Raw genomic sequence first — 13,662 nt, forward strand, 5'->3', positions numbered from 1 at the left:
TTGCCCCCATCCGCCGCGCCGCCTAGGACCAGCGCCATGCTCGCGCGCCTGGCCCCGATCCGGAACTGGATCTTCGATCTCGACAACACGCTCTACCCCGCGCGCACCAATATCGCCGGGCAGATGGACGCGCGGATCACGCAATATATCGCCGATCTGCTGGGGCTCGAATGGGCCGAGGCGCGCACGCTGCAGAAGAAATTCTTCCATGAAAAGGGCACCACGCTCGCCGGGCTGATGGCTGATCATGGCGTTGATCCCTATCATTATCTCGCCTTCGTCCATGATCTGGAGATGGACGTGTTGGAGCATGATGCGCCGCTGGTCGCCGCGATTGCCCGGCTGCCGGGGCGCAAGCTCATCTTCACCAATGCCGATGCGCCCTATGCGTCGCGGGTGCTCGACCGGCTGGGCCTGTCCGACAGTTTCGAGGCGATCCACGACATCCACGCGACCAATTACGTCCCCAAGCCCGATCCGCAGGTCTATCGCGGGCTGTGCGATGCCTATGATCTGGACCCGGCCGAAAGCCTGTTCGTCGAGGACATGGCGCGCAACCTGGCGCCGGCCAAGGCAATCGGCATGACGACGGTGTGGATCGACAATGGGTCCGAACAGACCGCCGATGCCGCGCGCGATTTCATCGATTTCACGATCACCGACCTCAGCCACTGGCTGCACGAGATTCTGGAGGACGCATGACCGACCCGCTGCAAGTGACGATCGACGCTGCCTGGGAGGCGCGCGACACCATCGGCGCCGATACGCGCGGCGATGTGCGCGAGGCGGTGGAGAGCGCGCTGGCGCTGCTCGATTCGGGCGCGCGCCGCGTGGCGGAGCCCGATGGCGCCGGCGGCTGGCGCGTCAACCAGTGGCTGAAAAAGGCGGTGCTGCTGTCGTTCCGGCTGAACGACATGGCGACCATTGCCGGCGGCCCCGGCGGCGGCGCCTGGTGGGACAAGGTGCCCAGCAAATTCGCCGCCTGGGCGGCCGATGATTTCCGCCAGGCCGGCTTTCGCGCGGTGCCGGGCAGCATCGTGCGGCGCGGGGCGTTTGTGGGCAGGGGCGCGGTGCTGATGCCCAGCTTCGTCAACATCGGCGCGCATGTCGGCGAGGGCACGATGGTCGACACCTGGGCAACGGTGGGCAGCTGCGCGCAGATCGGCGCGAATGTGCACCTGTCGGGCGGGGTCGGCATTGGCGGCGTGCTCGAACCGTTGCAGGCTGATCCGGTGATCATCGAGGATGACTGTTTCATCGGCGCGCGCAGCGAAGTGGTGGAAGGCGTGCGCGTGGAGCGTGGCGCGGTGCTTTCCATGGGCGTGTTCATCAGCTCGACGAGCAAGATCATCGACCGCGCGACGGGTGAGTTGTTCGTCGGCCGGGTGCCCGCCTATTCGGTGGTGGTGCCGGGCACGCTGCCGGGCAAGCCGCTTCCCGACGGATCGCCGGGGCCGGGCCTGTCCTGCGCGGTGATCGTGAAGCGGGTGGACGCGCAGACCCGCGCCAAGACCGCGATCAACGAGCTGCTGCGCGACTGATGCGCTGGGCGGCGCCCCTTGCCCTGCTGCTGCTGGGCGCCGCCCCCGGGCTGCCGATCACCGCGGCGCAGGTGGTCGCCACCCTCCCGCACGACCCCGGTGCCTATACCGAGGGGCTGTTCATCGACCGGGGCGAGCTGTTCGAAAGCACCGGCGAGGTCGGCCGGTCGAGCGTGCGCAAGGTGAAGCTGGAAACCGGCGCGGTGCTGGCGCGCGCCACCGTGCCGCCGCCCTATTTCGGCGAAGGCATTGCGCCCTGGGGCGACCAGATCCTCAGCCTCACCTGGAAGGACGGCGTCGGCTTTCGCTGGTCGCGCGACGGGCTGAAGCGCATCGGCCGGTTCAGCTATCGCGGCGAGGGCTGGGCGCTGACCAGCGACGGGCAGCAGCTGATCATGTCCGACGGCACGGCGGTGTTGCGCTTTGTCGATCCGGCGCAGTTCCGCGTCACCCGGCGGCTGCGCGTCACCGCTTATGGCCAGCCGGTCACGCAGCTGAACGAGATCGAGTATGTCGATGGCGAAATTCTCGCCAATGTCTGGCTGACCGACACCATCGTGCGGATCGACCCCACCACCGGTGCGGTGAAGGGGCTGATCGACGTGAGTGCGCTGCACGCCCAGGCCGGCGTGACCGGCTATGACGATGTGGCCAACGGCATCGCCTGGGACGCGGAGCGCCGCCGCCTGTTCGTCACCGGCAAGCGCTGGCCCTATCTGTTCGAGATCGCGCCGCCGCCACGGGGGTGAACCCCTCGACAAGCATGGCCCCGCCGCCTATCGCCCCGGTTCATAGAATTAGGGGAGTAAGGCATGCCCAAGGCCAGCAAGGTTCTCGACCGGGTGCTCGTGCTCGAAATGGTGCGCGTGACCGAAGCAGCGGCAATCGCAGCCGCAAAGCTGATCGGGCGGGGTGACGAAAAGGCCGCCGACGCCGCCGCCGTGGAGGCCATGCGCGAGGCGCTGAACAATCTTTACATGGACGGCACCGTGGTGATCGGCGAGGGTGAGCGCGACGAGGCGCCGATGCTGTTCATCGGCGAAAAGGTGGGCTCCGCCATCGGCAAGGGGCCGAAGATCGACATCGCGCTCGACCCGCTGGAAGGCACCACCATCACCGCCAAGGCCGGGCCGAACGCGCTGGCCGTGCTGGCGATTGCCGAGGAGGGGTGCCTGCTCAACGCCCCCGACGTCTATATGGAAAAGATCGCGATCGGCCCGGGCTACCCCGCCGACCTGATCGACCTGGACAAGACGCCGACCCAGAATGTGAAGGCGCTGGCCAAGGCCAAGGGGGTGAAGGCGAAGGACATCATCGCCTGCGTGCTCGACCGGCCACGCCACGAACAGCTGATCAAGGAACTGCGCAAGCTGGGCTGCGGCATCGTGCTCATTCCCGATGGCGATGTCGCGGGCGTCATCGCGACCACCAACCCCAATACCAATATCGACATCTATATGGGCCAGGGCGGCGCGCCGGAGGGCGTGCTGGCAGCCGCCGCGCTGCGCTGCGTCGGTGGCCAGTTCAAGGGGCGGCTGGTGTTCCGCAACGATGACGAGCGCGCCCGCGCCGCCAAATGGGGCGTCACCGATCTCGACAAGCAATATGACCTGAAGGAACTGGCGCGCGGCGACTGCATCTTTGCCGCCACCGGGGTGACCGACGGCTCGCTGCTGGGCGGGGTGAAGCGGCTGGGCGGCAAGCTGACCACCGAAAGCGTGGTGATGCGCGCCAGCAGCGGCACCGTGCGCTGGGTAAAGGGCGAACGGCGGGTGGATTGAGGCTTTTGCCGGCGTAGGGAGCAACCGCCCCGAGCGCGGATCACGCTACTCCTCCTCCCCTTCAGGGGAGGAGGTCGGGAGGTGGGGCCTTGAAGCGGAGTCCGGCGCTTTTTGAGACGCCCCACCCCAACCCCTCCCCTGAAGGGGAGGGGCTTTGGGCCATCATGCGACGGGCAACACGCGGTATTGCTCCACCAGCGCGCGGACGTCGACGCGGGCTTTCAGCCGTGCCGCGAGCAATGCGGTCCCGCTGATCTTGCGCTGCGCGAACAGCATGTCGACGGGCGGGATGTGCCAGCTGGTCCGGTCGGCGGCGATCACCTGCCCCTCCTCGCGCAACGCGCCCACAAAGGCGCGGTCGCCGAAATCGAACGGCCCTTGCGGGTTCATTTCGTGCAGGATCACGTCGATGATCCGGTCAACCGCGGCACGGTGGCGCTGAACCGCCGCTTCACCCAGGAAACCCGCCGCCACCGCCGCCTCGCGCGCGGCGTCGCGCTCGCCGTCCAGCCCCGCCATCAGCAGCCGGTGATAGCCTGTGCGCGTCGCCGCGCTAACCGGCCGCGCGGCGCCGAAATCGAGCAGCACCAGCCGGCCGCTCGCCGCCTGATAGCGGTAATTGGCGAAATTGGGGTCAGTCTGCATGATGCCGAACGCGAACAGCTCGCGCAGCACCAGTTCGATCAGCGTGCGCATCACGGTGTCGCGCGTGTCCTGTGGCGCGTCTGCCAGGGTTTCGATCGGCGCGCCCTCGACAAAGCTCATCGCCAGCACCCGGTCGGTGGTGAAATCGGCGGCAAGGCTGGGCACCACGAACCGCGCATCGCCGGCGAGCAGCTCGCCAAAGCGCGCCATCTGCGCGCCTTCGCGCTGGTAGTCGGCTTCCTCGTGCAGCTGGCGCTTGGCCTCGGCCAGCAGCGGCGCCACCTCCAGCTCGCGCGGCAACAGGCCGGAGAGGCGCAGCAGGGTCGCGACATTGTCGACATCGGCGTCGATGCTCTCGCGCACGCCCGGATACTGGATCTTGATCGCCAGCTCGCGCCCGTCGCGCGTGGTGGCGCGGTGCACCTGGCCGATCGAGGCGGCAGCGATCGGGCTCGACCCGAAATTCAGGAAGCGCGTGCGCCAGTCCTTGCCCCATTCGCGCGCCAGCACCGCTTGCAGCTGGGCAGGCGGCATGTGGTGCGCGCGGTCGCGCAATCGGGCCAGAATGTCGCTCAGCTCGCGCGGCAGCATGTCGCCCGCGTCCATCGAAATCATCTGCCCCAGCTTCATCGCCGCGCCGCGCAGGTGCGACAGCTGGTCGGCAACGCGGGCGACATTGCCCGGCGTCAGCAACAGGTCGCGCATCGCCGGCCGCTCGCCATCGGCCAGCCGCCGTACGCCCTCGCTCACCACGCCGCTGGCGACGCCGCCGGCCAGCCGCCCGAACACCCCCAGCCGCGACAGCCGGCCGCTGGGCACGGCGCGGGCGCGCTGGGTAAAGCTGTCATCGGCCAAGCGGGGCTCCTTGCTGGCTGGCGGTGGATCGGGCGCGACCGGAAGGAGCCGGCACCATCGCCGATATGGGGAGTGTGGCGGGGTGATCAATCACTTCCGTTCGCCGATTGCGCGGGTTAGGCTGATGCCAAAGCCATTCGAGGATTTCGCCATGCGCCGTGCCGCCCTTGCCCTGCTGCTTGCCACCGTTCTTGCCCCGGCCACGGCACCCGCTCAGACGGCACCCGCCACGGCGGCAAGCCAATCCCCCTTCACCTATGAAAAGCTGATGGTGCCGATGCGCGACGGGGCGCGGCTGGAAACCGTCATCCTGCGCCCGCGCGATGCCAAGGGGCCGCTCCCCATCCTGTTCCAGCGCACGCCCTATGGCGTTCCCCAGGCCGCGCCGCCGGCGGTGCCGGCCAGCTTCGCCGCGCTGGTGAAGGACGGTTACATCTTCGTCTTCCAGTCGATGCGCGGGCGGTTCGGGTCGGACGGCAAGTTCACGCTGTCGACCGCGGTCACGCCCAAGGGGCCGGACGAGGCAACCGACGCCTATGACGCGATCGACTGGCTGGTGAAGAACCTGCCCGGCAATAATGGCCGCGTCGGCATGTGGGGCATCAGCTATCCCGGCTTTGCCGCCGCGATCCCGCTCGCCAGACCGCACCCCGCGCTGAAGGCAACCAGCCCGCAGGCCGCCTGGATCGATTACTGGCAGAATGACGACCTGCACCGCTGGGGCGCGCTGCGGCTCAGCTACATGGCCGACTGGGTCTATTCGCTGCAGGCGGACAAGGGCGATGCCGGCGAGTTCACCTATGACAGCGTCGACACCTATGACTTCTTCCTGCGCGCAGGGTCGGTGGAGGCGCTGGAAAAGCGCTATGTGCAGGGCAAGAGCGCGATGATCACCGCGCTGATCGAGCACCCCAATCACGACGAATTCTACACCAGCCAGCGCTGGGCCGATGCGCTGGGCAAGACGACCGTGCCGACGCTGAATGTCGCCGGCTATTGGGATCAGGAAGACCCCTGGGGCAGCTGGCAGATCTTCCGCAAGCAGCGCCAGAACGACCCGAACAACCTGTCGCAGATGGTCGCCGGCCCCTGGGCGCATGGCACCTGGAGCCGCCCGGGCGAGCACAAGCTGGGGTCGATCGATTACAAGGTCGATTCGTCGACCCGCTTTGTCGAGGAGATTCAGGCGCCCTTCTTCCGCCATTGGCTGCACGGCAAGGGCGCGCCGCCACAGGGGCTGGTGAACAGCTTCCAGTCCGGCTCATGGACGTGGCGGCGCTATGACCGCTGGCCATTGGCAGAGGCGACCGCGACCACGCTGTGGCTGCGCGCCGACGGCTCGATCTCGTGGCAGGCGCCGGCGCCGGGCGAGGGGTGCCGCAGCTATGTGTCGGACCCGGCCAATCCGGTGCCGTTCCGGGAGCGGCCGATCTCGCCCACCTATCCGCGCCCCGAATGGCGCTGGTGGGAAGCCGCAGACCAGCGCTTCGTCGATCATCGCCCCGATGTGCTGAGCTATGTCTCCGCCCCGCTTGACGCGGACGTGACGGTGACCGGCGAGATTCTGGCGCAGCTGCAGGCCGCGACCAGCGGCACCGACAGCGATTTCGTCGTGAAGCTGATCGACGTGTTTCCCGACGATTATGAAAAGCTGGACAATGCCGCCCCGCTCGGCGCCTATCCGCGCCAGCTGAACGGCTATCAGCTGCCGGTGGCGATGGAGGTGCGGCGCGGGCGCTTCCTGAAAAGCGACGTCACGCCGCAGCCGCTGGTGCCGGGTCAGGTGACCGCGTGGGACGTGCCGCTGCGCGAGCATGACCATGTCTTCAAGAAAGGGCACCGGATCATGGTGCAGGTGCAGTCGAGCTGGTTCCCGGTGATCGACCGCAACCCGCAGAAATTCGTGCCCAACATCGCCAAGGCCGCACCTGAGGACTTTGTCCGCGCCGAACAGCAGGTCTGCCCTGGCTCGAAGATCGTGCTGCCGGTCGTGCGGTAGGGCGACGCCTGCCCAGCACCCGTCACCCCGGACTTGTTCCGGGGTCCACCGCCGGGCGAGGCGCGCCCAGCGTGGTTCTTCACCCACGGTGGATGCCGGAACAAGTCCGGCATGACGGATAACGAATGCGCCCCTCCCTCAGCTCTTCAGCCGCCAGCCGGTGCGGAACACGGCCGCCACCGCGGCCAGGCACAGCAGCAGAAACAGCCCGGTCATCGCAAGGCTGAGGCCGATCGACACGTCGCCCTTGCCGAAAAAGGTCCAGCGGAACCCGCTGATCAGATAGACGATCGGGTTGAACAGCGCCGCCGTGCGCCATGCCGGCGGCAGCATCGAAATCGAATAGAAAGTGCCGCCGAGGAAGGTGAGCGGGGTGACGACAAGCAGCGGAATGATCTGGAGCTGCTCAAAGCTGTTCGCCCAGATGCCGAGCACGAAGCCGAACAGGCAAAAGGTGACCGCCGTCAGCACCATGAACGCGACCATATAGACCGGGTGCGCAATCGGCAGCGCGACGAACAGATGCGCGGTCGCCAAGATCACCAGCCCCAGGATCATCGATTTGGTCGCCGCCGCGCCGACATAGGCAATCACCGTTTCGACAGGGGACAGCGGCGCCGAAAGCAGCTCGTAAATCGTGCCCGACCATTTGGGCAGGTAGATGCCGAAGCTGGCATTGCCGATCCCCTCGGTCAGCATCGACAGCAGGATCAGCCCCGGCACGATGAACGCGCCATAGGGCACGCCGTCAATCGCATCGATCCGCCCGCCGATCGCCGAGCCGAACACCACGAAATAGAGCGCGGTGGTGATGACCGGGGTGAGCAGGCTGGTCGCCAGCGTCCGCCGGAAGCGGGCAAGTTCGAAGCGATAGATGGCGGCAATGCCGTGCCAGTTGATGCCGGTCATGCCGCCTGCTCCCCGTGCAGCAGGCCGACGAAAATGTCCTCCAGCGAGCTTTGCGCGGTGTTCAGGTCGCGATAGCCGATGCCCGCGTCGCCCAGCGCGCGCAGCAGCCCGGCAATGCCGGTGCGTTCGCTGCTGCTGCCGTCGAATACATATTCAAGCTCGGCGCCGCCATTTTTCAGCACCGGCGCCCAGTCGGCGAGCGCCGGCGGGATCGCGGCGAGCGGCTCGGCCAGCGCCACCGTCAGCGTGCGCTTGCCCAGCTGCTTCATCAGCGCGGCCTTTTCCTCGACCAGGATCAGCCGCCCTTTCAGGATGATGCCCACCCGGTCGGCCATTTCCTCGGCCTCCTCGATATAATGGGTGGTCAGGATGATCGTCGTTCCCTGTTCGCGCAGGCGCCGCACCAGCGCCCACATGTCGCGGCGCAGCTCGACATCGACGCCGGCGGTCGGCTCGTCGAGGAACAGGATGTCGGGCTCATGCGCCAGCGCCTTGGCGATCAGCACGCGCCGCTTCATGCCGCCCGACAGCGCCATGATCTTGGCATCGCGCTTGTCCCACAGCGACAGGTCGGTCAGCACCCGCTCGACATGCGCATCGTCGCGTCCGCGCCCGAACAGCCCCCGGCTGAAGCGCACCGTGTCGATCACTTTCTCGAACGCGTCGGTGGACAGTTCCTGCGGCACCAGGCCGATGCGATAGCGCGCCTGGCGATAGTCGCGGCCAATGTCGAACCCGGCCACGCGCACCTCGCCGCTGCTGGGCGTCACGATGCCGCAGATGATCGAGATGAGCGTCGTCTTGCCAGCACCGTTCGGCCCCAGCAGCGCGAAAATCTCGCCGCGCGCAATCTCCAGGTCGATCCGCTCCAGCGCCTTGACGCCGGAGGCATAATTTTTGGCCAGGCCGCTGACGGAAAGAATTGGGTCCAAGGGGGCGCGGCCTTTTATATGCAGGTGTCGCGGGTGATAGGCGCCGGCTCCCGTGCCATCAACCGGCGCGGCGCTGGCTGCGCGCGTCCGCCACCATCGCCTGAAGCTGGGCGAGCGACAGCGCGGACGAGACGACCTGATCGCCGATCACCCAGCTGGGCGTGCCGGTCATCCCCAGCTTCTGCATCATGGCGATATTGGTAGACAGTTCGCCATCGACCCGCGCGCTGCTGACGACCTTGTCCACGGCGCCCTCATCGACCCCGGCCACGCGCAGCGCCTGGGTAATGGTCTGTTCGCTCACCGGGCCGGCGCCGTACAGCGCTTCGTGAAACTGGTGGAAGCGGCCCTGCTGCGCGGCGGCGAGGCTGTACCGCGCGGCGACTTCGCTCGCCTGAGACAGGACGGGCAGCTCGCGGAACACCACCCGCACCATCGGGTCGCGCGCGATCAGCTGCTTCAGCGTCGCCAGATTGCGCCGGCAATAGCCGCAATTATAATCGAAATACTGCACCACCGTCACATCGCCGCGCGGATTGCCCGCCCACGCATTGCCGAACGGGGTGACGATTGCGGCGCGGTTGGCGCCGACCAGCTTTGCCGTGTCGCGCGCGCGATAGGCATTGGCCGCCTCCACCAGCACATCGGGATGTTGCGCCAGATAGTCCTTCACATATTGCCGCGCGTCCCCCTTGCCGGCGGCTGCCGGGGACAGGCGGTGGACACCCGCCACCGCCCCCGCGCCGATCAGGCCGGCGACCAGGGCAACCAGAATCATTGCGCCAAGGGAACCCGGTTTCATCGTTTCTTCTTGCCTGCGTCCTGCATCTGGTTGGCGGCGGTAATCGCAATGTCCTGCGCGCGGATCCAGTCCGGCGTGTTGGGGGGAAGCCCGGCGAGCGCCCCGCGTGCGCTATAGGCAGCGGTGCGCAGGTCACCCATCAGGCTGGCGCGTTCAGCCGTTGCCAGCATCGCGCGCGCGGTATCGCCCTTGCGCTCATAGATCACGCCCAGCTGATACCAGGCAAAGGGATTTTCATTGTCGCGCCCCACCGCGATGCGCAGCACCCGTTCGGCCTCCGCATAATTGGCGGTGTCTTCGCTGGCGATCAGCGCATGGCCGAAGGTGGTGGCGATCAGCGGCGAATAGCTGGTCCGCTCGGTCGCTTCGCGCAGCGGGATCAGTGCCTCGCGCGGCTTGCCCGATTCGAGCAGGATCTGCCCCTTCACTTCCAGGAAATAGGGGTCGTGCGGCGAGCGTGCGACCAGCGCGTCGGCCTCGGCATTGGCTTTTTCGGGAAAGCCGCCTTTGTGATAGGCATAAGCGCGCGCATAATGCGCATAAATGCTTTGATTTTCAGGCGGAAATTCCTGAAGCGTGCGGTTCATCTCGTTGACATAGCCAGCGAGTTTCGCGCGGATGCGACGGAAGCTTTCCTCGATGCGCGGATCGGACGGCTTGTTCCAGGCGGGCGCCCCTTTCAGGCTGTCGGTCAGGTTGGCGATGCGCTCGCTGGAGACCGGGTGCGACAGCATGAAGCTGTCCTTGCGGCTGATGCCATAGCGATATTCAAGCTGGGTCAGCTTGCCGAAGAAGCTGAGATAGCCTTTGCCGGTGATGCCGGCGTCGTTCAGAAAGCGCGCGCCGGCGGCATCGGCGGATGCTTCCTGATCGCGCGAGAAGGACAGATAGTTCAGCTGGGCGGCCTGCTGACCCGCGCCGAACACCGCCGCCGCCGCTTCGCCCGCGCCCGCCAGGGCCGCCGCCACGCCCAGCACCATCGACAGGATCGAAATGCCCAGCGCCGGGCGAAAACCGCGATCGCCCAGCGGCACATGGCCGCCGACGATATGGCCGATTTCGTGCGCGATCACGCCCTGCACTTCGTTGGCGTTGTCCGCGCCCTGGATGGTGCCCGAATGGATGAACACCGTCTGCCCGCCGGCGACAAAGGCGTTGAGCGAAGGATCGTTGATCATCACCACCTGCACATCCTGCGGGCGCAGGCCGGCGGCAATGACGATGGGGCGCGACAGATCGGCCAGCCAGGCCTCCGTCTCCGCATCGCGCAGGATTGACTGTGCCTGTACCGGCTGCGCCAGCGCGGCCAGTGCCAGCATCAGGCCTGCGACGAACTTTCTCATGGCGCCGATATCGGCCAAAACCCGGTCCAGTTCAACGCGTCCGGGCCTTTCGTACAATTTTTTGGTCCCGTCCCTGGGGCTGCGGCCGACGCTGTCGGCCGGCCTTGGGGACGGGACCGGATGATCAGGCGCCGAAGGTGCGCCGCCACCAGCCTTCGCGCTTGGGGGCAGCGGCGGGTTCGTCGCCGGTCGCGGTGGCCGGTGCGGCCGGGGCCGCCTCGGTCGCGGTGTCCGCATCGCTGGCGGCCGCCACTGGGGGGTCGGCTGGCTCGGCGGGTGCTGCCTGGCTTGCCGGCTCGGCCGCGTCTGCCGCGATCGCCTTGCGGCGCGTCGTGCGGCGCTTCGGCGCAGCCTCGGCCGGCGCCTCGTCCGCCGGTGCTGCTTCCGCTTCGGCAGGCGTCTCGGCCGGTGCTAGGGCATCGTCCTTCTTGCGCCGGCTCCGCTTGGGCTTTGCTGGCGCCTCGACGGTCGTTTCCGCCTCGGCGGGTGCGGCGTCGGTCGGAGTCTCGGCATCGGCAGCGGCGGCCTTGCGGGCACGCCGGCGCTTGGGTGCGGGTGCGTCGGCGGCGGGCGCTTCGTTGGCGGGGGCTTCTGCCGGCGCATCGGCCGTCGCGTCCGCTGCCGGCGCCGGTGCATCCGCCTCTTCGGCGTCGCCGGCCTGGGCCGTCATCCCGGCGTCGCTGCGACCTTCACCGCCCCGGCGACGGCGGCCGCGACGGCCCCGGCGGCGGCGCGGGCCGCCCTCGTCATCGCCCGACACGGGTTCGCCGGCATCGGCCGTAGCGACTGCTTCATCACCGTCACCATCCTCGTCGTCGCCGGCAGAGCCCTCGGCGCCCTCGGTCAGCCGCTCGCCCTCGGCACCGCTACGACCCCGGCGACCACGCCGACGGCGCCGCTTGCGGCGGCCGCCCTCGCGTTCATCACCGGCTTGACGCTCGTCGCGGGTATCCACGAGTGTGTCTTCTTCGTCTTCCTCGATCTCGTCTTCGATCTCCAGATCGGCGTCATCCTCCGGCTCGATCCGCGCCGGCTCGAAGCGCGGGGCATAGGCCGGCGGCGGCCCCGATGCTTCCACCGACATGCGCGCGCCCTCGCGCTCGCCATCGGGCGCCACCTCGATCACGACGCCATAGCGCACCTCGATCTCGGCCAGTTCGGCGCGCTTGCGGTTGAGGAGATAGAAGGCCGCTTCCTGGCTGGCGCGCAAGGTCAGCTGCGAGCCGCGCCCGCGCGCCGCCTCATCCTCCAGCAGGCGCAGCGCCGACAGCCCGGCGGAAGAGGCGGTGCGCACCAGCCCGGTGCCCTCGCAATGCGGGCACTGGCGGGTGGACGCTTCCAGCACGCCGGTGCGCAGCCGCTGGCGGCTCATTTCCATAAGCCCGAACGAGCTGATCCGCCCCACCTGGATGCGGGCGCGGTCGTTCTTCAGCGCCTCCTTCATCGCCTTTTCGACTTTGCGGACATTGGAATTATTGTCCATGTCGATGAAGTCGATGACGACCAGGCCGGCCATGTCGCGCAGGCGCAGCTGGCGGGCGATTTCCTGCGCCGCTTCCAGATTGGTGGCGGTCGCGGTCTGCTCGATATTGTGCTCGCGGGTGGAGCGGCCGGAGTTGATGTCGATCGACACCAGCGCCTCGGTCGGGTTGATGACCAGATAGCCGCCCGATTTCAGCTGAACGACCGGGTGGTACATCGCCGCCAGCTGATCCTCGACATGGTTGCGCTGGAACAGCGGCACCGGGTCCGAATAATGCTTCACCCGCCGGGCATGGCTGGGCATCAGCAGCTTCATGAAGTCCTTGGCCTGGCGATAACCCTCGTCGCCCTCGACGATCACCTCGTCGATATCCTTGTTGTAGATATCGCGCACGGCGCGCTTGATGAGGTCGCTGTCGCCATGGATCAGCGCGGGCGCTGCAGAGGCAAGCGTCTTTTCGCGGATCTCGTCCCACAGCCGGGCCAGATAGTCGAAGTCGCGCTTGATCTCGGTCTTGGTGCGCTGCAGCCCGGCAGTGCGCACGATGCAGCCCATCGACGGCGGCAGCTTCATTTCCGCCATGATCGACTTCAGCCGCTTGCGGTCGGCCGCGTTCGAGATTTTCCGGCTGATGCCACCGCCATGCGAGGTGTTGGGCATCAGCACGCAGTAACGGCCGGCAAGGCTGAGATAAGTGGTGAGCGCCGCGCCCTTGTTGCCGCGCTCTTCCTTCACCACCTGGACGAGCAGCACCTGGCGGCGGCGGATCACGTCCTGAATCTTGTAGCGCCGGCGCAGGTTCATGCGGCGCTGGCGCAGCGCCTCTACCGCGTCTTCCGATCCGCCGGCACTGCGCCGGGCCGGGCGTTCGCCATCGTCATCGCCGCTATCGGCCGGGGCTTCGCCCTCGTCCTCGTCACCGTCATCGCCGTCGTCGCTCTCGGCGTCGCGCAGCGCGGCTTCCTCGGCGGCATGCTCGGCCTCTTCGCGCAGCAGCGCCTCGCGGTCTTCCTTGGGGATCTGATAATAATCGGGGTGGATTTCGCTGAAGGCGAGAAAGCCGTGGCGATTGCCGCCATAATCGACGAACGCGGCCTGGAGCGACGGCTCGACCCGCGTCACCTTGGCGAGGTAGATATTGCCCTTGAGCTGCTTGCGCTCAGCCGATTCGAAGTCAAACTCCTCGATCCGGTTTCCCTTGACGACGGCAACGCGGGTTTCCTCCCGGTGCCGTGCGTCGATCAACATGCGCATGGTCATCAATAAATCTCCGAGCGCGCCGGGCGGGCATTGAGCCGCCGGGCGCGCGATTCTGGTCTGGGGCAGGGGGCGCGGCCAGGCCGCTTGCCCCGGTCGCCCGGGTGGGGTGTGA

General features: G+C 67.6%; 11 protein-coding genes. 5 read left to right on the plus strand and 6 right to left on the minus strand.

From position 1 onward, the window contains the following. Positions 1 to 36 precede the first annotated feature (36 nt). The 4 genes from K2Y03_RS06960 to glpX all read left to right on the plus strand — a co-directional run bounded on the left by K2Y03_RS06960 (position 37) and on the right by glpX (position 3,322). Positions 37 to 702: a pyrimidine 5'-nucleotidase gene (locus K2Y03_RS06960; protein ID WP_294089532.1), complete on the plus strand. Its 666-nt coding sequence runs from the start codon at positions 37 to 39 to the stop codon at positions 700 to 702. Further along, entirely contained in the window at positions 699 to 1,541 is an 843-nt protein-coding gene (dapD, locus tag K2Y03_RS06965; protein WP_294089533.1) for a 2,3,4,5-tetrahydropyridine-2,6-dicarboxylate N-succinyltransferase, read from the plus strand. The genes K2Y03_RS06960 and dapD overlap by 4 nt, the downstream gene beginning before the upstream one ends. After that, a complete protein-coding gene (locus K2Y03_RS06970) occupies positions 1,541 to 2,290 on the plus strand; it encodes a glutaminyl-peptide cyclotransferase (RefSeq protein ID WP_294089534.1) in 750 nt (249 codons plus the stop codon). The genes dapD and K2Y03_RS06970 overlap by 1 nt, the downstream gene beginning before the upstream one ends. 63 nt (positions 2,291 to 2,353) lie before the next feature. Beyond that, positions 2,354 to 3,322 (plus strand): class II fructose-bisphosphatase, encoded by a 969-nt coding sequence (gene glpX / locus K2Y03_RS06975; RefSeq protein ID WP_294089536.1) that lies wholly within the window; start codon positions 2,354 to 2,356, stop codon positions 3,320 to 3,322. A gap of 162 nt (positions 3,323 to 3,484) precedes the next feature. Here the strand turns inward: glpX and K2Y03_RS06980 are convergent, their stop codons facing one another. Further along, positions 3,485 to 4,822 carry an AarF/ABC1/UbiB kinase family protein gene (locus tag K2Y03_RS06980; RefSeq protein WP_294089537.1) on the minus strand — a complete coding sequence of 446 codons (1,338 nt, stop codon included), beginning with the start codon at positions 4,820 to 4,822 and terminating at the stop codon, positions 3,485 to 3,487. A gap of 124 nt (positions 4,823 to 4,946) precedes the next feature. Here K2Y03_RS06980 and K2Y03_RS06985 point away from each other — a divergent pair, with 124 nt between their 5' ends. Continuing rightward, entirely contained in the window at positions 4,947 to 6,821 is a 1,875-nt protein-coding gene (locus K2Y03_RS06985; protein ID WP_294089538.1) for a CocE/NonD family hydrolase, read from the plus strand. A 138-nt stretch (positions 6,822 to 6,959) separates the two neighbouring features. Here the strand turns inward: K2Y03_RS06985 and K2Y03_RS06990 are convergent, their stop codons facing one another. The 5 genes from K2Y03_RS06990 to K2Y03_RS07010 form a co-directional block, all read right to left on the minus strand. Beyond that, positions 6,960 to 7,730, minus strand: a complete 771-nt coding sequence (locus tag K2Y03_RS06990) for an ABC transporter permease (RefSeq protein ID WP_294089540.1) — start codon at positions 7,728 to 7,730, stop codon at positions 6,960 to 6,962. Next, on the minus strand, positions 7,727 to 8,662 hold the full coding sequence (locus tag K2Y03_RS06995) for an ABC transporter ATP-binding protein (protein WP_294089542.1): 936 nt from the start codon (positions 8,660 to 8,662) through the stop codon (positions 7,727 to 7,729). The genes K2Y03_RS06990 and K2Y03_RS06995 overlap by 4 nt, the downstream gene beginning before the upstream one ends. Before the next feature lie 58 nt (positions 8,663 to 8,720). Then, positions 8,721 to 9,440 (minus strand): DsbA family protein, encoded by a 720-nt coding sequence (locus tag K2Y03_RS07000; RefSeq protein WP_294089543.1) that lies wholly within the window; start codon positions 9,438 to 9,440, stop codon positions 8,721 to 8,723. Positions 9,441 to 9,460: 20 nt separating this feature from the next. After that, a complete protein-coding gene (locus K2Y03_RS07005) occupies positions 9,461 to 10,807 on the minus strand; it encodes a M48 family metalloprotease (protein ID WP_294089544.1) in 1,347 nt (448 codons plus the stop codon). Positions 10,808 to 10,931: 124 nt separating this feature from the next. Next, positions 10,932 to 13,550 carry a ribonuclease E/G gene (locus K2Y03_RS07010; protein WP_294089545.1) on the minus strand — a complete coding sequence of 873 codons (2,619 nt, stop codon included), beginning with the start codon at positions 13,548 to 13,550 and terminating at the stop codon, positions 10,932 to 10,934. Positions 13,551 to 13,662: the final 112 nt, after the last annotated feature.

Source organism: Sphingomonas sp. (assembly GCF_019746015.1).
GTDB lineage: Bacteria > Pseudomonadota > Alphaproteobacteria > Sphingomonadales > Sphingomonadaceae > Sphingomonas.

Coding starts and splice junctions, on each gene's coding strand:
- K2Y03_RS06960 (WP_294089532.1), top strand. CDS start 37: ATGCTCGCGCGCCTGGCCCCGATCCGGAACTGGATCTTCGATCTCGAC.
- dapD (WP_294089533.1), top strand. CDS start 699: ATGACCGACCCGCTGCAAGTGACGATCGACGCTGCCTGGGAGGCGCGC.
- K2Y03_RS06970 (WP_294089534.1), top strand. CDS start 1,541: ATGCGCTGGGCGGCGCCCCTTGCCCTGCTGCTGCTGGGCGCCGCCCCC.
- glpX (WP_294089536.1), top strand. CDS start 2,354: ATGCCCAAGGCCAGCAAGGTTCTCGACCGGGTGCTCGTGCTCGAAATG.
- K2Y03_RS06985 (WP_294089538.1), top strand. CDS start 4,947: ATGCCAAAGCCATTCGAGGATTTCGCCATGCGCCGTGCCGCCCTTGCC.
- K2Y03_RS06990 (WP_294089540.1), bottom strand. CDS start 7,730: ATGACCGGCATCAACTGGCACGGCATTGCCGCCATCTATCGCTTCGAA.
- K2Y03_RS07000 (WP_294089543.1), bottom strand. CDS start 9,440: ATGATTCTGGTTGCCCTGGTCGCCGGCCTGATCGGCGCGGGGGCGGTG.
- K2Y03_RS07005 (WP_294089544.1), bottom strand. CDS start 10,807: ATGAGAAAGTTCGTCGCAGGCCTGATGCTGGCACTGGCCGCGCTGGCG.
- K2Y03_RS07010 (WP_294089545.1), bottom strand. CDS start 13,550: ATGACCATGCGCATGTTGATCGACGCACGGCACCGGGAGGAAACCCGC.